Origin of the sequence: Paeniglutamicibacter psychrophenolicus (genome assembly GCF_030812255.1) — a bacterium.
In the GTDB taxonomy this organism is placed as follows: Bacteria; Actinomycetota; Actinomycetes; order Actinomycetales; family Micrococcaceae; genus Paeniglutamicibacter; species Paeniglutamicibacter psychrophenolicus_A.
Map to the genome: position 1 here is coordinate 123,982 of NZ_JAUSSH010000002.1, position 17,968 is coordinate 141,949.

Sequence of the window (17,968 nt, forward strand, 5' to 3'; positions counted from 1 at the left end):
ACGCACGATCCACAGAAAGCCGGACAAATCCACATGAAGCGTCGCCTGCCGCAGATTTCCGAGCTCCGCTCGCTGATGAAATTCGAACCCGTCACCCTGGACCGGCGGGCGGCCCGCCTGGCCAAGGCCGCCGACGTGTGGGACCTGCGCGCCATCGCCAAGCGGCGCACCCCCACCCCGGCCTTCGACTACGTCGATGGCGCCGCCCAGCGCGAACTGACCGCCCGCCGCGCCCGCGAGGTCTTCGACTCCATCGAGCTGGTCCCGCGCATCCTGCACGGCACCGCGAGCGCGGATTTGTCCACCACCATTGCCGGGGCACCGTCCGCGCTGCCCTTCGGCATCGCCCCGACCGGGTTCACCCGGTTCATGCACGCCGAGGGCGAGACCGGTGCGGTGCGCGCCGCGGCCCGCGCGGGCATCCCGTTCTCCCTGTCAACCATGGGCACCCGCTCGCTGGAGGAGGTTGCGGCCGCGGCCCCGGATTCCCGCCGCTGGTTCCAGCTCTACCTGTGGAAGGACCGCGAAAAGTCCCGGGCGCTGCTGCAGCGCGCGGCAGCCAGCGGCTATGACACCCTGCTGGTCACCGTCGACACCCCGGTGGCCGGCCAGCGGCTGCGCGATGCCCGCAACGGCATGGTCATCCCGCCGCGACTGAACCTCAAGACCGTGCTGGACGCCTCCTACCGCCCCGAATGGTGGTTCAACTTCCTGACCACGGACTCGCTGAAGTTCGCCTCGCTGTCCGACAGCGCCACCGACCTGCCCACGCTGATCAACTCGATGTTCGACCCGACGCTCTCCTTCGCCGACCTGGAATGGATCCGCTCCATCTGGGACGGGAAGCTCTTCGTGAAGGGCGTGCTCACGGTCGAGGACGCCCGCAAGTCCGTCGATGCCGGGGCCGACGGGCTGGTGGTTTCCAACCACGGCGGACGCCAGCTGGACCGCGCGCCGGTCTCCTTCGAGGCACTGGCCGAGGTGCGCGCCGAGGTGGGTGCGGGCACCGAGATCATCCTGGACTCGGGCATCATGTCCGGCGCCGACATCGTCGCCTCGCTCTGTGCCGGGGCCGACTTCGTGCTCATCGGCCGGGCCTACCTCTACGGGCTGATGGCCGGCGGGGAAGCCGGAGTGGAGCGGGTCATCGAGCTGCTGGCCAGGGAAATCGAGGTCAACATGCAGCTCATGGGCGCCGCGACCATCGCGGACCTGGGCCCGGAGCTGATCCGCCGGCGGTCCGGGCGCGAATAAGGCCCAGGGCCCCGCGCCCGGTAGACTCGTAGGCGTGCCTGCAGTAAAGATCCCCGCAACCATTGCCGCCGAAGCAGCCGTCCCAGTCATGGGGCGCGCCGCGACGGCCGCCGGTTTTGCGCTCCTGTCCATCTTCTGGCCCGCCGCGACCAACCAGGTGCTGGCCTATGCGCTGGCCGCCTTCATGGTCCTCAGCTCGAAGTTCCTCTGGGACTACGCCAGTTCCCCAAGCGCGCCGAAGTCGGTGCGCGGCCTCTACGCGGTCGCCGCGGTGGCGATGATCATCGCGGGCCTGGTGATGGCCTTCCGGCCCGAGACGCTGGTGATCGCGATCGCCGCTGCCGCGGCGTGGATCATCGCCGGGGTGCTGGAAATCGTGGTCTTCATCCGGCACCGCGCCGACTTCGCCCCGTTCAAGGACCAGCTGGTCACCGGCTTCGTGTCGCTGGGCGCCGGGGCCGCGCTGCTGATGGGACTGGACCTGGACGCGCACGGACTGCTCGGCCTGGCCGGCGGCGGTGCCATCATCCTGGCGGTGTTTGAGCTGATTTCGGCCTTCGGCCTGCGCCATGCGGCCAAGGAACCCGAGACCGGGCTTTGGCGCTAGAATAGATGTTGAACCAAAAATCCGTAGGAGGGCCTTTCGTGGGCAACACCCCAGCCGAGCAGAAGAAGTCTTGGCAGCAGAGCATCAAGGCACCCCTGTCGTTCTCCCTGGTCATGGCCATCATCGCCGGCGTCATTGCCACCATCTCGGCAACCGGCGGGTCCGACAACCCGTTGCGGATCGACATCGGGCTGGTCGCCTTTGGCGTCGCCTTTGTCGCCTGCCTGCTGGTCATCTCCGTAATGACCATGGCCGGCAAGGACAATCCCGAGGAAATGGGCACCGGATCGGGCGTCAACCGCTCGTCGTCCACGCCGGACGAAAAGCCGGACGCCAAGAAGTAAGTACACCTTTCACCGTTGCCGCCCTGGATAAATCCGGGCGGCTTCGCTGCTTAACGGGCAGGACGGTGGATGCCGGGTGGGTGGTTGCACGGCTCCGCCACGGCCTGCGGGTGCAACTTCGAAGGCAAGCTGCCGGCCCCGACCGCCGCGTTCATCCCGGCACAGGGGGCTGCTGGCGTTCCCCCCGGAGGGTGAAGAGACCAAAGAGCAGGTTCAGTGCGCCGGCTCGGCGCCGTCGCGTCCGCCCCAGCGGTCCAGGAACTCTTCGTGTCCCAGCTCCTCCAGGTCGGAGCGGACCATCGCCACCAGTGACTCGGCCTCCTCGATGCTGCCGGCATTGATGCGCAGCACCTCGGCGTCATTGTCGATGCGGTGCACCACGACGGCGGCGCCGACGGCGTCTGACCCGTCCCCGCCGAAGAATGCATCGACCAGGCCGGCCGCCCAGCGCGCCGCGGCGCGGACCGGGCCGTCGTTGGACTTCTCCAGTTCGACTTCGTACTCGTCAGCTGCGTGCGGTTGCGGGACTTCTTCGCTGTTCACGGCGACTCCTCCGTTCGGCGGGCCGAATGCACTTTCGCCCCATGGCTCCAGTGTATGTTCACAGCCCGGGTTTTCGCTCGGATTTCCGTTGGCGGTATGCGCGAACGTGCTCGCGGTTGGCGCAGTTGCCGGTGTCGCAGTAGCGCTTGGAGCGGTTCCGGGACAGGTCCAGCAGCACCGCCTCGCAGTCCGTGGCCGCGCAGACCCGCAGCCGGGACAGTTCCCTTGAGCGCAGCACGTCGACCAGCGCCATGGCGGCCTCCACGGCCATGCGTTCGCTCAGCGGCGCCTCCGGGGTGGTGGCGTGGATGTGGTAATCCCAGCCGTCGTGCTTGACCAGCTGCGGCAACGCCCGGGCGTTGCGCAGGATGTTGTTGACCGCATCCACCGACTGCTCCTCGTCGGCCAGCCAGATTCCGTGCAGCTGGCTGCGCAGCTGGCGCACCGAGCGCAGTTCCGCCTCGTTGCGCGTGCGTGATCCGGTGAACCCCTGCTGGTCCAGGAAGTGGTCGAGGTCCGCACCGGTGAGCAGGTGGTCGGTTGACGGGGTTGCCGAGTTGATGAGCGCCACGATGGTGCCCAGGGCAACTTCTGTGTCAGGGGCAAATGTCATTGTGACTCCTGTGGGGGCGCATGGATTGAAGGAAGAACCCGCATGGTCCTACTGTCATGAGCATACATACTTTTACTCCTGACAGTCGACATGGGTCCCGTGGCCCCTCGTTCGTCGGAGCAACCTCGCCCCAGGGAGCGTTTCGCCATGCCAAGAGAAGAAATCCATACACAGGTGGCACATCCGGCGCCGCTCCCGCTCTCCCCGGCGCTGCGCAGGCCGCGCCTGGGCGGGATCGGCATCGCCCTGTTTTCCTCGGCGGTCTTCGGTGTATCGGGTTCCTTCGCCAAGGCACTGCTGGAGGCCGGATGGAGCCCGGCCGCGGCGGTCACCCTGCGCATGGCCGGTGCCGCACTGGTGCTGCTGCTTCCGACGCTCTTGGTCATGCGCGGAAGGTGGCCGCTGGTGGCGAGCAACTGGAAGTCCATCCTGCTTTTTGGGCTCTTCGGTGTCGGTGCCTGCCAGTTCTTCTACTTCCTGGCCGTCGAGCGGCTCGACGTCGGAGTGGCGCTGCTGCTCGAATACCTGGCGCCGGTGCTGATCGTGCTTTTCCTCTGGGTGAAGTTCCGCAAACGGCCGAAGGTGATGACGATCGGGGGCACGCTGCTCTCGTTGGCCGGGCTCGTATTTGTCCTGGACCTCACCGGGGACACCCGGGTGGATCCGATCGGGGTGCTGTGGGGATTGGGTGCGGCAGTGGGCCTGACCGTGTACTTCTTCGTCAGCGCCCGGGCGGACGGCGCGCTGCCGCCGATCGTGCTGGCCACCGGCGGGCTGCTGGTCGGAGCCGCAACCATGGGCCTGTTGGCGCTTGTAGGCCTGCTGGAAATGAAGATGACCTTCGTGCCGGTGCGGTTGGCGCAATGGGAGACGCAGTGGTGGGTGGCCCTGGGTGGACTGATCCTCATCTCCACCGTCATTTCCTATGTCACCGGGATCATGGCGGCCCGCGCCCTGGGCTCGAAGCTGGCGTCCTTCATTTCCCTGACCGAGGTGCTCTTTGCGGTGCTTTGGGCGTGGCTGCTGTTGGGCGAACTGCCCGCCGGGATCCAGTTGCTCGGCGGGATGTTGATTGTCGGGGGCGTGCTGCTGGTGCGTGCCGACGAACTGCGTAGCCCGTAGCGGACCGACGGACGCCCGGGCCCGGACAAGCCAAACGCCGGACCACTGCGCCTCCATGGCAGCAGGAGCGGGGATCCGGCGTCGTGCGGAGGGACGGGGGACGGAGCCTACCTGGGGCCGAAGCGACGCAGACGCAGCGAGTTGGCCACCACCAGCACCGAACTGGCGGCCATCGCGGCCCCGGCGATCATCGGGTTCAGGAACCCGAGTGCCGCGATCGGGATGCCGGCGGTGTTGTAGGCGAAGGCCCAGAACAGGTTCACCTTGATGGTGCCCAGGGTCTTGCGGGAAAGCTCGATGGACTGCGCCACCTGGGTCAGGTCGTTGCCCATGATGGTCAGGTCGGCCGCCTCGATGGCGACGTCCGTGCCCGATCCCATGGCGATGCCAAGGTCGGCCTGGGCCAGCGCCGGGGCGTCGTTCACGCCGTCGCCGACCATGGCGACCACCTGGCCGCGGGCCTGGAGCTCGCGCACGGCCCGGGCCTTGCCGTCGGGGAACACGTCGGCGAAGACGTCCTCCCCGGCGATGCCGACCTGGGCTGCAACCAGCTTGGCGACCGCAGCGTTGTCGCCGGTGAGCAGCACCGGGCGCAGGCCCAGTTCCTTGAGCTTGGCAATGGCGGCGGCGGAGGACGCCTTGATGGTGTCGGTCAGGTTCACCAGCCCGGCGAAGGTTCCGTCGACGCCAACCATGATGGAGGTGGCCCCGGCCTGCTGCGCGGCGGCAAGGCCGGCGCGCTGTGCAGCGGTGGGTTCGATGCCGTTTTCCTTCAACCAGCTTTCCCTGCCGGCAACAACCGTTCGGGTGCCGACCGTGGCGCGGACGCCGCCGCCGGGTGCTGAATTGAATCCGCGGCTTTCTTGCAGCGGTGTCTTGGCGCGGGCCGCGGCGACGATGGCGTGGGCGATCGGGTGCTCGGAGCCGGACTCCGCCGCGCCGGCCAGAGCCAGCAGTTCCGCCTCGTCGATTCCGTCGGCCGGGTCCAGCGAGGTGACGGCGAGGTTTCCCTCGGTGATGGTTCCGGTCTTGTCGAGCAGGACGGTGTCGATCTTGCGGGTGTCTTCCAGGACCTGGGGCCCGCGGATCAGGATGCCCAGCTGGGCCCCGCGACCGGTTCCCACCAGCAGCCCGATCGGGGTGGCAAGGCCCAGGGCGCACGGGCAGGCAATGACCAGCACGGCGACGGCCGCGGTGAAGGCGGAGTTCACCTCACCGGTGAACACCAGCCAGAGGATGAAGGTGAGAAGCGCGATGACCAGCACGATCGGCACGAAGACGGCGGAAATGCGGTCGGCCAGCCGGGCGATGGGTGCCTTGCCGGTCTGCGCCTCGGATACCAGCCGGCCCATCTGGGCCAAGGTGGTGTCCGCCCCGACCCGGGTGGCGCGCACCAGCAGCGCCCCGGAGGTGTTGATGGTGGCGCCGGTGACGGTGTCGTCCGGACCCACCTCGATGGGCACCGACTCGCCGGTGACCAGTGCGGTGTCGATGGCCGAGTGCCCGGTGACGACGAAGCCGTCGGTGGCGATCTTCTCCCCGGGCCGGACGACGAACTCGTCGCCGGGAACCAGCTCGGAGGCCGCGATCTTGGTTTCCACGCCGTTGCGCAGCACCGTGGCTTCCTTGGCCCCCAGGTCCAGCAGGGCCTTCAGCGCGTCGCCGGCACGCGATTTGGCGCGGGCCTCGAGCCAGCGGCCGAGCAACAGGAACGTGGCCACGACGCCGGCCGTTTCGAAGTACAGCGCGTGTTCGCTCATCGACATGCCCACGTGTGCCGTGATGTTCGGGTCGGCGATCAGCTGCCAGAGCGAGTAGAAGTAGGCCGCCAGGACGCCGATGGACACCAGGGTGTCCATCGTGGAGGCGAAGTGGCGGGCGTTGATTGCCGCGGCGCGGTGGAACGGCCAGGCGGACCAGAAGACCACGGGCGTTGCCAGGACCAGCGCGACCCAGCCCCAGTGGGGGAATTGCGCCCCGGGAATCATGGAAATGATGAACAGCGGCACGGTGAAGATCGCGCCGATCACCAGGCGCTTTTTCAGCTCGTCCCCCGCGGTGTCCGACGCGTGGTTGGTGCCCAGCTGCTTGCTCGGTTCGCCGGTGGCCAGGGGGGAAGGCGCCAGGCCGGATCCGCCGTTCCCGGGGCTCGCGGGGGCTGCCGCGGTGGTGTACTGGTCGACCTTGAGGCTTGCCTGGTAGCCGGCTGACTGGACCGTGGCGATGAGCTGTTCATCGCTGACGTTTTCGGGGACCGTGATGCGTGCCGATTCCAGCGGCAGGTTCACTAGGGCCTCGACGCCGTCGATCTTTCCAAGTTTTCGCTCAACCCGACCCACGCAAGATGCGCACGTCATGCCCTGGATATTCAGTTCGACGATGCGTTGGTTGGCGGGGAACGTGATGTCGTTGCTCATGATTCCGTTTCTTTGCCCGGCTGCGGGGACACCTGGACGCCCATTGGGGAATCCCGTCCGCGTGGCGAGCGGGGAGATGCTTAGGCGCTTGCGGAGACGAGCGTGTAGCCGGCCTCCGTCACTGCGGCTTCGAGAACCGAGTTCTCGACGGGGGAATTGGTGGTGACGACGGCGGTGGAGGTTCCTCCGGCGGACAGGATGACTTCGACGTTGCTGACACCGGGGACCTCGTTGAGTTCCTCGTTGACTGAGGCGACGCAGTGGCCGCAGGTCATGCCGTCGATTTTCAGGGTGATGGTGCTCTGGCTCATGGTTTCCTCGGAGGGCTTGGCGGTGATGGTGAGGCCTTCGTTTGAGTTGCTTCCGCAGCCGCAGCCGCCGCAACCGCAGCTTGATTCGTTGCCCATGTGTTCTCCTGGTGGGGTTGTTGAAAAGTGGTGTGGGTGATTAGCGCAGCAAGCGGCCGATGGCCGTTGTCACTTCGCTGACCTTGTCGTCCACGTAGGACCGGTCCCCGGTCTCGAGTGACTGGGCAGCGGCGTTGACCACGCAATGTGAAACGTGCTCCTCGACCAGCCCCAGGCTGACCTTGTGCAGGGCGGCATTGATGGCGGAAATCTGGGTGAGGATGTCGATGCAGTACTTTTCCTCGTCGACCATGCGGCTGACCCCGCGGACCTGGCCTTCGATGCGGCTGAGTCGCTTGAGCAGGGCTTCCTTGTTGGCCGTGTAGCCGTGGTCAACGTGGGAATCGGTAGGGACGACAATGTTTTCCATGCTTTAAATGATACCCCCTGAGGGTATGTTGTCAAGTACCCCCATGGGGTATTCGATTTGTGGCAGGTTGATAGTTTTGGATCATGCAGATCAGCGAGAACCAGCCCTTTGTCCCTGTCATTCTGGGCGGTGACATCGGCGCCTACTCGTTGGCGCGGGAATTCCACGAGCAATACGACGTGCATTCGGTGGTTGTTCCCTCGGTGATGACCGGCATCACCGAGCATTCGCGCATCCTGCTGCCGCGGCCCTTCGCGCAGCAGGACGACCCGGGCGCTTTTGCCGCCTTCGTCTCCGAACTGGGACGCGAATTCGGCGGTTCCAACGGCACCAAGCGGCCGCTGCTGCTGCTGGGCGCGGCGGACCAGCACATCCGCTTCATCGCCACGCACGCCGACGAACTTTCCGAATGGTTCACCATCCCGTACGTCGGCAACGCCGAACTGGACCGGGCCACGGAGAAGGACGCCTTCTACCAACTCTGCCGCGACCTGGGCGTGAGCTACCCGGCCACCGTGGTCCACGACTGTGCCGGGGGTTCCGTTGACGCCCCGGCACTGGAAGCCGAGCTGGTAGCCGAGGGCGTGCCGTTCCCGGCCATCGTGAAGCCCTCGGACGGAGTCGCCTGGGGAGCACTGGAATTCCCGGGCAAGAAGAAGGTCCACACGGTCGCCTCGCTGGCGGAGCTCACCGACCTGGTGGCCAAGGCTTCCGGAGCCGGGTACGCGGGCACCCTCGTCATCCAGGACCTGATCCCGGGCGATGACAGCGGCATGCACCTGGCCACGTTCTTCAGCGACAAGGCCGGACGGGTGCGTTTTGTCTCCTGCGGACGGGTCATTGTCGAGGAGCATGCTCCCGGCGCCCTGGGGAACTCGGCGGCAATCGTCGCCCAGCCAAACGATGTCGCGGTGGCCGAGGGGACCCGGCTGCTGGAGGAGCTCGGGTGGACCGGCTTCTCCATGTTTGACATGAAGCTGGACCCGCGCGACGGCGCATACAAGTTCTTCGAGCTGAATCCCCGTCTGGGCCGGAACCACTTCTATGTCACCGCGGCAGGACACAATGTCACGCGCTTCTACGTTGAGGAGTACCTGCGCGGCGGACTGGCCGGAGGCAGCGACCTGCAGGTGGCCAGCGAACGCCACCTCTACAACATCCTTCCGCTGCGCCTCCTGCGACGTTACGTGCCCGGCGACATGACGAGCGGGGTGGAGGAACTGATTTCGTCCAAGCGATACAGCCACCCGCTGTACTACAAGAAGGAAACCAGCCCCCGGCGTTGGCTGTACATACTGCTGAGCACCGTGAACCACTACCGCAAGTTCAAGCGCCACCACCCGGCAGCCTAGAGTTCCGAACCCGGCCCGGCGTAGAGTGAGGAAAAGCCCTCGGGGGCGGTTCAAGGGAGACAGCAATGGGTGACTACAAGTTGTACACGGATGCCGAGCGTGCGTCGTATCTTTCACCGGCTTGTGAGCGTTGTGGGCAACGCCGGCACATCGTGTGGGAGGACCAGGGCGAGGCCGAAGCCCACTGGTCGCCGCGCGATGCCGGTTGCACCAACGAGGCCTGCACGGCCTGATCCGGAACGTTCCCGGAGGGCCACGCAGGCACATGCACGAGGCGTGTCGCCGGGCCATGCCCGGCGGCACGCCTTTCACCTGCGGCTAGGCGCCCTGGACGGCCGACATGTCCATCCAGCCGACCTCCCATTCGTGCCCGTCGGGATCCAGGAAGGCTACGGAATACATCCCCGGGAACTCCTCCGCGGCCTCTCGGTAGATGGTGCCACCATGGGCGAGGGCTCGGCGCGCGTACTCATCGACCTCTTCGCGGGTCTCCCCGCTGATGGCGTTGAGCACCTCGCGCGGGCCTGCGCCGTAGGTGGGTTTGTCCCCGTTGCGCAGGAACGAAGAGTAGAACTCCTCGGTGAGCACCATGACCCAGATGGTCTCGGTGATCATCCAGGCGCTGGCGACCTCGTTGGAGAAATCGGTGTTCTTCTCGAAGCCCAGCCCGGCGTAAAAAGTGTCCGAGGTTGCCAGATCCTTGGTGGGAAGATTGACGAAAATCATGCGTGCCATCGGATCGTTCCTTTGTTGGTGTGCGATGGATGAGTCGGGAAATGATCCCGCACCCATAATCCGTGCCCGCCCGTTGGGGTGGCAATAGCCGGTGGAGAATTCCACTCGTTGGATCGCCCGGGGCGGTGCGGTCTGCCGGCACGGAGGCTACGGCAAATCGCTCGATTTCCCGTGGGTGGAGTGCGAATCACACAGCTTTCTTGCGGTGTTGTGCATTGGGCGGCCCACGCGAATCCGCAGGGGTATTGCTGGTATGGAATCTCCCCTAAACTGGGAGCTAAATCGTGAAGGGGGTCACATTGGGTGCCGAGCGGGCACCCACGTGGTGATTTCCTGACTCGTGGAAGGTAAAAGATGCCTCTGGTGACTCCGGCCTCGATGGCTTTGCAGCGCCGTGCGCTGGCTGCGCACGAGGCACTGGGAGCCGGTGTCCCGAACGAAACGGCATGGCAGCTCCGCGATGTGGTCCGCGAATCCTGGTTGCGCTCGCTCGAATACAAGGACAGCGTCGAATCCAATGCTCACACGGTGCTCAGCGACGAGGCACTGCGCGATTTGCGGACCGCCTCGCCGCTGCGCCTGGTGTTGCCGGTCTTTGACCGCCTGCTCCTGGAGCCGACGCGGGACACCAACCTGATCCTCGCCATCGGCGATCCCAATGGGCGGTTGCTTTGGGTCAAGGGTGACAGCCGGGTGTTGCGAGATGCCGAGTCCATGGCCTTTGTTCCCGGCGCGGACTGGTCCGAACGAGCCGTGGGGACTTCCGCACCGGGAACCGCACTGGTCACCGGCGGGGGAGTGCAGGTCGCCGGCGCCGAACACTTCGATCCCATCGCCCACCGGTGGAGTTGCACCGCGGTCCCCATCCATTCTCCGGACACCGGGGAGATGCTCGGGGTTGTTGACATCACCGGAGGCGCAGACGCCGTGGCTTCGCATTCATTGGCGCTCTTGAAGGCGGCCGTCGCGGCGGCAGAGTCGGAACTTCGCTGGCACCAGGAGCATGCCGATCCGGAACGCAAGACCTTCATCGTTCCCGCCTCCCGCAAGCCCAAGCTGGCAGCTGAACCGGAATCCATGCTGCATCTGACCTCCGGTGCCGGTGCCCAATTACGCCGCGGCAACGCCGGCATTGAACTATCCACGCGGCATGCGGAGCTGCTCGCGCTGCTGAGCTGGCACCCGCGGGGCCTCAGCGGCGAGGAACTCGTCGAACTGCTGCACATCAATCCGGATGCGGCAGATGTGGGCACGCTTCGGGCCGAACTGGTGCGGTTGCGCAAGGTGCTTGCGGATTTCGACGAGTCGTTGGTCCCGCTCTCGCGCCCCTACAGGTTGGGAAGCCTGCCGCGATGCGACGCCCGCGAGGTCCTCCGGGCCATCGAGAAGGGCGACCTGGATGCCGCCCTGTCTTATTACCAGGGTCCCATCCTGCCGCGTTCGCTGGCTCCCGGCATAGAAGGGATCCGTGACGAGGTGTTCGCGGCTCTCCGCCAGGCAATGCTGCAAGACGGAAGCGACACGCATCTGATTCGCTTCCTGGAATTGTCCGAGGCCCAAGACGACGAAGAGGTCCTTGGCACCACATTGCAGGTGTTGCCACCCCGCTCCCCGCACCGCGCCCTGGTGGTCGCGGCGCTTGAACGGATCGAATCCCGAGGTTAGTCGGTGAACATCGGCGGGGTGTAGCCGGCGGTTCGCAGCTCGGGATGCCAATAGAGGTTCCGTTCCGGGTCCCCGCGCGGCTGGCCCGCCCGGGCGATGACGTAGGGGATCCCGTTGACCATCTTCAGGGTGATCAATCCGGCATGCACCTGCAGGTGGTGTTCGAGGCACAGATTACAACCGTTGTCCACACTAGTCAGACCGCCATTTACCCAGGGCTTGACGTGGTGGGCCTCGTTCGTGGAGGCCGGCCGGCGGCAGCCGGGGATCACGCAGCCGCGGTCACGGATCGCGATGGCCTTGCGCTGCGCCGGGGAGAAGCCGCGGACCTCCCGGCCCAGGTCCAGGATCTCGCCCTCCTCGCCGAGGAGCGCCGGGAGCAGGTCGCCGTTGCAGGCAAGGCGGCGGATGTTCACCGCGGAAATGGGACGGCCATGGTCGGTGATCCCGGCGTCCTCGCACTGGCCCAGCAGCGCGCGGTACCCGATCAGCACCCCGATGCGGATGCGCATGCCCCCGGACTCCGGGACGCCGGTGCCTTCCAGCGCCCCGCCAATGGCCGCGATGATTCCGTCGAGCAGCAGTTGTGGGCTCGTGCGTCGGTCCCCGCCCTCGAGTGATGGCCCATTTTCATTGGCGGCTGGGCCGCAGTCCCAGGCGCTGCGAGGGGCGTCGGCCGGCTCGGTGCCCGGAGCCAGCGCCCAGGCCGGGGCCGGGGCCCCGGCAGGGGAAGCCGCGGTCCCGGGATCCGTGGTTTCGGTCGGTGCGTGGTTGCCCGGGGTGTCCGGGTTGTGGACGGATTCCCGGGCAGCGGGTTGCTCGTCGGGTTCAGGGGCTCCGATTCCGGTGCCTGTGGTGTTGCGGGTGCTGGAGGCCGAAGCGGGCGGGAGCTTGGCGGATCGCGGATTGGTCCAGGCTTCGCCGAAGGCGCGGATCGCCTCTGAATCGATCGGGTCGCAGCGCAACAGGTACTCGTCGCAACCCCCGCGATTGCCCTTGAAAAACATGCCGCGCCTGGCGATGATCTCCTCGTCGGTGACCGGCGCCCCGTTTTCCGCCAGGTAGGCGCCCCAGTCGGCCAGGGCCTTGTGCCCGTGTTGCGGTTCGTTGGTGCCCAGCTCCCGGGCCAGGTCCCTTTCGATGGCCTCCGCGAGGTTCGCCGCGTCGGGGCGCGCGGCGATGCGCGGACCCATCGATTCAAGCTTGCCGGCCAGCTGCGCCAACGTCCCGACATCCGCCGACCCGTCGGCCGCTGCCCGGGCCAGGATCGGGAATGCCGGGAACCCGGGTGCAGAGCCGGGTTCCGTGGCCGCGCCCGGTGCGGGCGGGGCCGGGGCGACCAGCAGCCGGGCACCGGCAAGCCGGCGGCGCGCCTCGGTCGCGGAGATGTGCAGGTGCGACTGCATCCAGGCGGCGGTGGTTCGGTGCGGGGCCATCCCCTGGCACATCGCCTCCACGGGAATCGGGGCGGTGCCGGCGGCCAGTTCCCGGGGATCGGCGGCCAGGGCATCGACCTCCGCAGCGGTCTCCGGGTCCAGCCGATTCACCCCGGCCGCGTCGGCGGCGAACACGGTGCGCAGCTGCCCGAAGGCGACCGCCCGGTTTCCCTGCTCGTACAGCCCCAGCACCAAGGCGGCGGAGGCCGCATCCAGGTCCGCGGCCGCCAGCCGTTCCTGCGCGGCACGCAGCGCCAGCACCGCGTCGGCCAGGTGGCGGATCGCGGTGTCGGTGGATGCCTGCCCCCTCGGGGTGCCGGTTGGCGCGGTGGTGGTCACGAACCCCAGTCTGCCCCGCCCGGGCCCGGCGCGCGGCCGGAAAACCCCAATGTGCGGGGAAGTGGACCCGAGGACTGAAAACTCCCTGCCGAAGGTTCAGGGAAGCGCGGAGAAGTGGGAGGTGCGCTCCGATCGGGTGGAGTGGCAAGCCGGGCCGGCTGGGCGAATTGCCCCGGAAATCCGCGGGATCCCGCTCGCCCGGCAACGTTGCAGCCTCGAGTGCAACGTTGCCGCAACCTATGTGTGAGTAGGCTCACATCAAGCAGCAAGTTCACCACCCCACTCATCTCCAAGGAGTCGTCATGACGGTCTACGCCAACCCCAACACCGAAGGTTCACTCGTTCACTTCAAGTCCCGTTATGAGCACTACATCGGTGGCCAGTGGGTGGCCCCCGTCAAGGGCCAGTACTTCGAAAACATCACCCCGGTCACCGGCAAGGGCTTCTGCGAGGTCGGCCGCGGCACCGCCGAGGACATCGAAGCAGCACTGGACGCGGCCGAGGCCGCAGCCGGCCCGTGGGGCAAGACCAGCCCGGCGGCCCGCGCGGTGATCCTGAACAAGATCGCCGACCGCATCGAGGAAAACCTGGAGATGCTCGCCGTCGCAGAGACCTGGGACAACGGCAAGGCGGTGCGCGAGACCATCAACGCCGACCTCCCGCTGGCCGTCGACCACTTCCGCTACTTCGCCGGAGCCATCCGCGCCCAGGAAGGCGGCCTCTCGCAGATCGACGAGAACACCACCGCCTACCACTTCCACGAGCCGCTCGGCGTGGTCGGCCAGATCATCCCCTGGAACTTCCCGATCCTCATGGCCGTGTGGAAGCTCGCCCCGGCGCTGGCCGCGGGCAACGCCATCGTCCTGAAACCCGCCGAACAAACCCCGGTTTCGATCCTCGTGCTCATGGAACTGATCGGCGACCTGATCCCGGCCGGCGTGCTGAACGTCGTCAACGGCTTCGGCGTCGAGGCCGGCAAGCCGCTGGCGAGCAACAAGCGCATCCGCAAGATCGCATTCACCGGCGAGACCACCACCGGCCGGCTGATCATGCAGTACGCCTCCGAGAACCTCATCCCGGTCACCCTGGAACTGGGCGGCAAGTCCCCGAACATCTTCTTCGAGGACGTTGCGGCGAAGGACGACGCGTTCTACGACAAGGCCAAGGAGGGCTTCACGATGTTCGCGCTGAACCAGGGCGAGGTCTGCACCTGCCCCTCGCGCGCACTGGTCCAGGAGTCCATCTACGACTCGTTCATGGCCGATGTCGTGGAGCGCACGAAGGCCATCAAGCAGGGCAACCCGCTGGACACCGAGACCATGATGGGTGCCCAGGCCTCCAACGACCAGCTGGAGAAGATCCTCTCCTACCTGGACATCGGCAAGGCCGAGGGCGCCAAGGTGCTCACCGGCGGCGGGCGTGCCGAGCTTGGCGGGGACCTTGAGGGCGGCTACTACGTGCAGCCGACCATCTTCGAGGGCCACAACAAGATGCGCATCTTCCAGGAGGAGATCTTCGGCCCCGTCGTCTCGGTTGCCAAGTTCTCCGGCTACGACGACGCGATCGAGATCGCCAACGACACCCTGTACGGGCTGGGCTCGGGCGTGTGGAGCCGCAACGGCAACACCGCCTACCGCGCCGGCCGCGACATCCAGGCCGGACGCGTCTGGGTCAACCAGTACCACGCGTACCCCGCGCACTCCGCCTTCGGCGGCTACAAGTCCTCGGGCATCGGACGTGAGAACCACAAGATGATGCTGGACCACTACCAGCAGACCAAGAACCTGCTCGTCTCCTACTCGGAAGACAAGCTCGGCTTCTTCTAAACCGGCACTTGCCGGCGGGGCCGGAGGCACAACAGCCTTCGTCCCCGCGGGCAACCGGCCACCACACTCGGTTGCACCACCCCCGGCAACCCACCCCTTTCCAGCGAGCACCACACCCCTTTCCACCCTTCTTCGGTGGCGCGAGATCAGGGTCTGGCACCGTTTGGTGCATTCCCCTGTGCCCCGCGCCACCAGTCAAAGCAAAGGAAACACCCCCCATGAGCACCATGCGCGCAGCCATTGTCGAGAACTTTGGCGACGAACTCACCATCGGAACCATCGCCGTCCCCGAGCCCGGCCCCGGCCAGGCGCTGGTGAAGGTCATCGCCTCCGGCGTCTGCCACACCGACCTGCACGCCGCCGAGGGCGACTGGCCGGTCAAGCCCAGGCTCCCGCTGGTCCCCGGCCACGAGGGCGTGGGCAACGTGGTCAAGATCGGCCCCGGCGTCACCGAGGTCAAGGTCGGGGATCTGGTCGGCAACGCCTGGCTGGCCAGCGCCTGCGGCAGCTGCGAATACTGCCGCACCGGCTGGGAGACGCTGTGCGAGGCGCAGTCCAACGGCGGCTACTCGGTCGACGGATCCTTCGGCGAGTACATGCTGGTCGATGCGAAGTTCGCCGCCCACATCCCCGAGGGATCGGACCCGTTCGAGATCGCCCCGGTGCTTTGCGCCGGAGTCACCGTCTACAAGGGCCTGAAGCAGACCGAGGTGCGCCCCGGGCAATGGGTCGTGGTCTCCGGCATCGGCGGGCTTGGTCACATCGCGGTGCAGTACGCCGTGGCCATGGGCATGCGAGTCGCCGCGGTCGACGTCGCCGAGGAGAAGCTGGCCCTGGCCCGCAGCCACGGCGCCGAGGTCACGGTCAACGCATTCGCCCAGGACCCGGCGGAGGCCATCCAGGCTGCCACCGGCGGCGCCCACGGAGTGCTCGTCACCGCGGTGCACCCGGCGGCATTTGGCCAGGCCATCGGAATGACCCGGCGCGGCGGAACCATCGTGTTCAACGGCCTGCCGCCGGGGGACTTCCCGGCACCGATCTTCGACATCGTGCTCAAGGGCCTGACCATCCGCGGCTCGATCGTGGGCACCCGGCAGGACATGGACGAGGCGTTGGAGTTCTACGCCCGCGGCCAGATCAAGCCGACCTTCCACACCCGACCGCTCGAGGACGTCAACGCGGTCTTCGACGAGATGAAGCACGCGAAGATCGACGGCCGCGTGGTCATCGACTACGCGAAGTAGCACCGGCCCGTTCGGCCGGCGCCACGACGTCCCCGCCCCCGTGGAACAAGGGGCAGGGGAGCCGGTAAGACCGTTCCGCACCTCCCGCCCGGCGCCGTCAATCCAAGACGGCGCCGGGCGGCGGTGTCTGCCAGCGAAACCACGAAGCACGAGGGAGCAGGACCATGGAAGAGAACATCGAATCGGCGCCGCGGATCGCCGGCGAGGAATTTTCGCGCGTGGCGCTGGCACCCGAGGCGGCCGGGCTGCTGCGCAAGCTCTGGGGCCAATACGGCCCGCTGATGTTCCACCAGTCAGGCGGCTGTTGCGACGGCTCCTCTCCCATGTGCTTCCCGGCCGGGGACTTCAAGACCGGGGACGCCGATGTGCTGCTGGGGACCTTCGCGCTGCCCGATGCGGACGGGGGTGTGCTGGGGGAACTGGATTTCTGGATGAGCCGCGAGCAATTCGAGTACTGGAAACACACCAAGCTCACCGTCGACGTGGTGCCCGGGCGCGGATCGGGCTTCTCCGTGGAGGCACCCGAGGGCAAGCGCTTCCTGATCCGCAGCGAGATCATTCAGTTCCCCACGGTTTAGCCGGTGTGGCGTCGCGGCCCGGCTTGAAGCGACCGCTCAGGGCCGTTCCCAGGGTTCGATGTCCCCTGCCACGGAGCGGAACGAGGGGTGCAGCTCCGGCGGATCGGCGCCGGCGAGGACCGCGTGGCGCTGCGCATCACGCACCGCCAGCTTGGCCAGCAGGTGTTCGCGTTCGTAGCCGATCTGGCCGGTTGTCACCGTGAGAGCGGGGACCATGCCCGCCGGCGGGCGCAGGATGAGGGCGCGGTTGAAGTTGTAGCCGCGCGCGTCGGCCTCCCGGGCCAGGCCCTCCAGGTAGTTCCCGACCGCCGCGAGCGGATCCTCGGTGGCCCGGAATCGTTGAAGCTGCGGATGGTTCCGGTAGCCGGCGGTCTTCCCGTCGAGCACTTTCTGCGCCAACAGGGTCTCGCGCCAGCAGGCGAGCAGGCCCTTGGTGTCCAGGTACGTTGGGTGCAGGCTCCAGAGTCGCATCCGACCAGCCTAGCGGCGCAGGCGCTCCGGCGACCTGTGTGCTTCATGTTCTGCGCGCTTATCCCGCGCTCTGGTGCAATGGGATTCATGAGTGAAAACCACGGTGCCGGCACCCCGGCGCCCATCGACATCGAATTGCAATTGCGCTGGTCCGACGAGGACGCGCTGGGACACGTGAACAACGCCCGCATCGTCACGCTGATGGAGGAGGCGCGGCTGCGCTGGACCCAACCGCGCGGCAAGGCCGGCCGCTTCCCCCACGGCACCGTCGTGGCCTCGCTGAAGCTGGACTACCTGCGTCCGCTCCATTACCAGCCGACGATGGTCATCCAGCTGACCGTGGTGCGCATCGGCACCAAGTCCTTCTCCCTGCGGCACGTGGGCATCCAGGACGGACAGCCGGTTTTTGACGGCACCACGGTGATGGTGCCGCTGGCCGAGGACAAGGTCTCCAGCCGTGCGCTCAACGAGCTCGAGCGCGCCTGGCTTGAAAGTGCTTTCGTCGAGGCCACCGCCTGATACCGATTCGACACTGCTCAGAGCCGCGGGGCCGGAGGCTCGACCTCGGCAGGCCGTGCCACGGGGACGACCCGTCGCCGATGGTCCCTATGATGGTGGGAGGCAGGCTGCGCGGCCGCGGGGAGC

General features: G+C 67.1%; 19 protein-coding genes. 11 read left to right on the top strand and 8 right to left on the bottom strand.

The features are described 5' to 3' along the window. Positions 1-33 precede the first annotated feature (33 nt). The 3 genes from J2T21_RS03660 to J2T21_RS03670 are packed head-to-tail and all read left to right on the top strand — an operon-like array spanning position 34 to position 2,205. Complete coding sequence (locus J2T21_RS03660; protein WP_307578616.1) at positions 34-1,254, top strand: alpha-hydroxy acid oxidase; 1,221 nt, start codon at positions 34-36, stop codon at positions 1,252-1,254. Between the two features lie 34 nt (positions 1,255-1,288). Further along, positions 1,289-1,861 carry a DUF308 domain-containing protein gene (locus J2T21_RS03665; RefSeq protein WP_307578618.1) on the top strand — a complete coding sequence of 191 codons (573 nt, stop codon included), beginning with the start codon at positions 1,289-1,291 and terminating at the stop codon, positions 1,859-1,861. Between the two features lie 38 nt (positions 1,862-1,899). Beyond that, a complete protein-coding gene (locus J2T21_RS03670) occupies positions 1,900-2,205 on the top strand; it encodes a hypothetical protein (protein WP_209906056.1) in 306 nt (101 codons plus the stop codon). A 213-nt stretch (positions 2,206-2,418) separates the two neighbouring features. Here the strand turns inward: J2T21_RS03670 and J2T21_RS03675 are convergent, their stop codons facing one another. Both J2T21_RS03675 and J2T21_RS03680 read right to left on the bottom strand, forming a co-directional pair. Continuing rightward, complete coding sequence (locus J2T21_RS03675) at positions 2,419-2,748, bottom strand: hypothetical protein (protein WP_307578622.1); 330 nt, start codon at positions 2,746-2,748, stop codon at positions 2,419-2,421. Between the two features lie 58 nt (positions 2,749-2,806). Further along, the gene (locus J2T21_RS03680) at positions 2,807-3,361 is read right to left on the bottom strand and encodes a CGNR zinc finger domain-containing protein (protein ID WP_307578624.1); all 555 of its coding nucleotides are present in this window, start codon (positions 3,359-3,361) and stop codon (positions 2,807-2,809) included. Between the two features lie 147 nt (positions 3,362-3,508). On the opposite strand from J2T21_RS03680, the gene J2T21_RS03685 reads away from it, so the two are divergent. Continuing rightward, on the top strand, positions 3,509-4,483 hold the full coding sequence (locus J2T21_RS03685) for an EamA family transporter (RefSeq protein ID WP_307578626.1): 975 nt from the start codon (positions 3,509-3,511) through the stop codon (positions 4,481-4,483). A gap of 107 nt (positions 4,484-4,590) precedes the next feature. Here J2T21_RS03685 and J2T21_RS03690 read toward each other — a convergent pair whose 3' ends face one another. From J2T21_RS03690 to J2T21_RS03700, 3 genes are all read right to left on the bottom strand, one after another. Beyond that, positions 4,591-6,900: a heavy metal translocating P-type ATPase gene (locus tag J2T21_RS03690; protein ID WP_307578628.1), complete on the bottom strand. Its 2,310-nt coding sequence runs from the start codon at positions 6,898-6,900 to the stop codon at positions 4,591-4,593. An 80-nt stretch (positions 6,901-6,980) separates the two neighbouring features. Next, positions 6,981-7,307 carry a heavy-metal-associated domain-containing protein gene (locus J2T21_RS03695; protein ID WP_307578630.1) on the bottom strand — a complete coding sequence of 109 codons (327 nt, stop codon included), beginning with the start codon at positions 7,305-7,307 and terminating at the stop codon, positions 6,981-6,983. A gap of 40 nt (positions 7,308-7,347) precedes the next feature. Continuing rightward, positions 7,348-7,677 (bottom strand): metal-sensitive transcriptional regulator, encoded by a 330-nt coding sequence (locus J2T21_RS03700; RefSeq protein ID WP_307578632.1) that lies wholly within the window; start codon positions 7,675-7,677, stop codon positions 7,348-7,350. A gap of 83 nt (positions 7,678-7,760) precedes the next feature. On the opposite strand from J2T21_RS03700, the gene J2T21_RS03705 reads away from it, so the two are divergent. Then, positions 7,761-9,029 carry a carboxylate--amine ligase gene (locus tag J2T21_RS03705; RefSeq protein WP_307578634.1) on the top strand — a complete coding sequence of 423 codons (1,269 nt, stop codon included), beginning with the start codon at positions 7,761-7,763 and terminating at the stop codon, positions 9,027-9,029. Between the two features lie 65 nt (positions 9,030-9,094). Next, a complete protein-coding gene (locus tag J2T21_RS03710) occupies positions 9,095-9,262 on the top strand; it encodes a hypothetical protein (protein WP_307578636.1) in 168 nt (55 codons plus the stop codon). Between the two features lie 85 nt (positions 9,263-9,347). On the opposite strand, the gene J2T21_RS03715 is transcribed toward J2T21_RS03710, so the two are convergent. Continuing rightward, positions 9,348-9,764 (bottom strand): VOC family protein, encoded by a 417-nt coding sequence (locus J2T21_RS03715; RefSeq protein WP_307578638.1) that lies wholly within the window; start codon positions 9,762-9,764, stop codon positions 9,348-9,350. A gap of 354 nt (positions 9,765-10,118) precedes the next feature. On the opposite strand from J2T21_RS03715, the gene J2T21_RS03720 reads away from it, so the two are divergent. Beyond that, positions 10,119-11,429, top strand: a complete 1,311-nt coding sequence (locus J2T21_RS03720) for a GAF domain-containing protein (RefSeq protein WP_307578641.1) — start codon at positions 10,119-10,121, stop codon at positions 11,427-11,429. On the opposite strand, the gene J2T21_RS03725 is transcribed toward J2T21_RS03720, so the two are convergent. Beyond that, the gene (locus J2T21_RS03725) at positions 11,426-13,204 is read right to left on the bottom strand and encodes an HNH endonuclease signature motif containing protein (RefSeq protein ID WP_307578644.1); all 1,779 of its coding nucleotides are present in this window, start codon (positions 13,202-13,204) and stop codon (positions 11,426-11,428) included. The genes J2T21_RS03720 and J2T21_RS03725 overlap by 4 nt on opposite strands. A gap of 302 nt (positions 13,205-13,506) precedes the next feature. Here J2T21_RS03725 and adh point away from each other — a divergent pair, with 302 nt between their 5' ends. From adh to J2T21_RS03740, 3 genes are all read left to right on the top strand, one after another. Further along, positions 13,507-15,030: an aldehyde dehydrogenase gene (adh, locus tag J2T21_RS03730; RefSeq protein ID WP_307578646.1), complete on the top strand. Its 1,524-nt coding sequence runs from the start codon at positions 13,507-13,509 to the stop codon at positions 15,028-15,030. 218 nt (positions 15,031-15,248) lie between these two features. Next, positions 15,249-16,274, top strand: coding sequence for an alcohol dehydrogenase AdhP (gene adhP, locus J2T21_RS03735; protein ID WP_307578648.1), 1,026 nt, complete (start codon positions 15,249-15,251; stop codon positions 16,272-16,274). A gap of 164 nt (positions 16,275-16,438) precedes the next feature. After that, positions 16,439-16,852 carry a DUF779 domain-containing protein gene (locus J2T21_RS03740; RefSeq protein WP_307578650.1) on the top strand — a complete coding sequence of 138 codons (414 nt, stop codon included), beginning with the start codon at positions 16,439-16,441 and terminating at the stop codon, positions 16,850-16,852. Between the two features lie 36 nt (positions 16,853-16,888). On the opposite strand, the gene J2T21_RS03745 is transcribed toward J2T21_RS03740, so the two are convergent. After that, a complete protein-coding gene (locus J2T21_RS03745) occupies positions 16,889-17,323 on the bottom strand; it encodes a pyrimidine dimer DNA glycosylase/endonuclease V (protein ID WP_307578652.1) in 435 nt (144 codons plus the stop codon). 87 nt (positions 17,324-17,410) lie between these two features. Here J2T21_RS03745 and J2T21_RS03750 point away from each other — a divergent pair, with 87 nt between their 5' ends. After that, complete coding sequence (locus J2T21_RS03750; RefSeq protein WP_307578654.1) at positions 17,411-17,842, top strand: acyl-CoA thioesterase; 432 nt, start codon at positions 17,411-17,413, stop codon at positions 17,840-17,842. Positions 17,843-17,968: the final 126 nt, after the last annotated feature.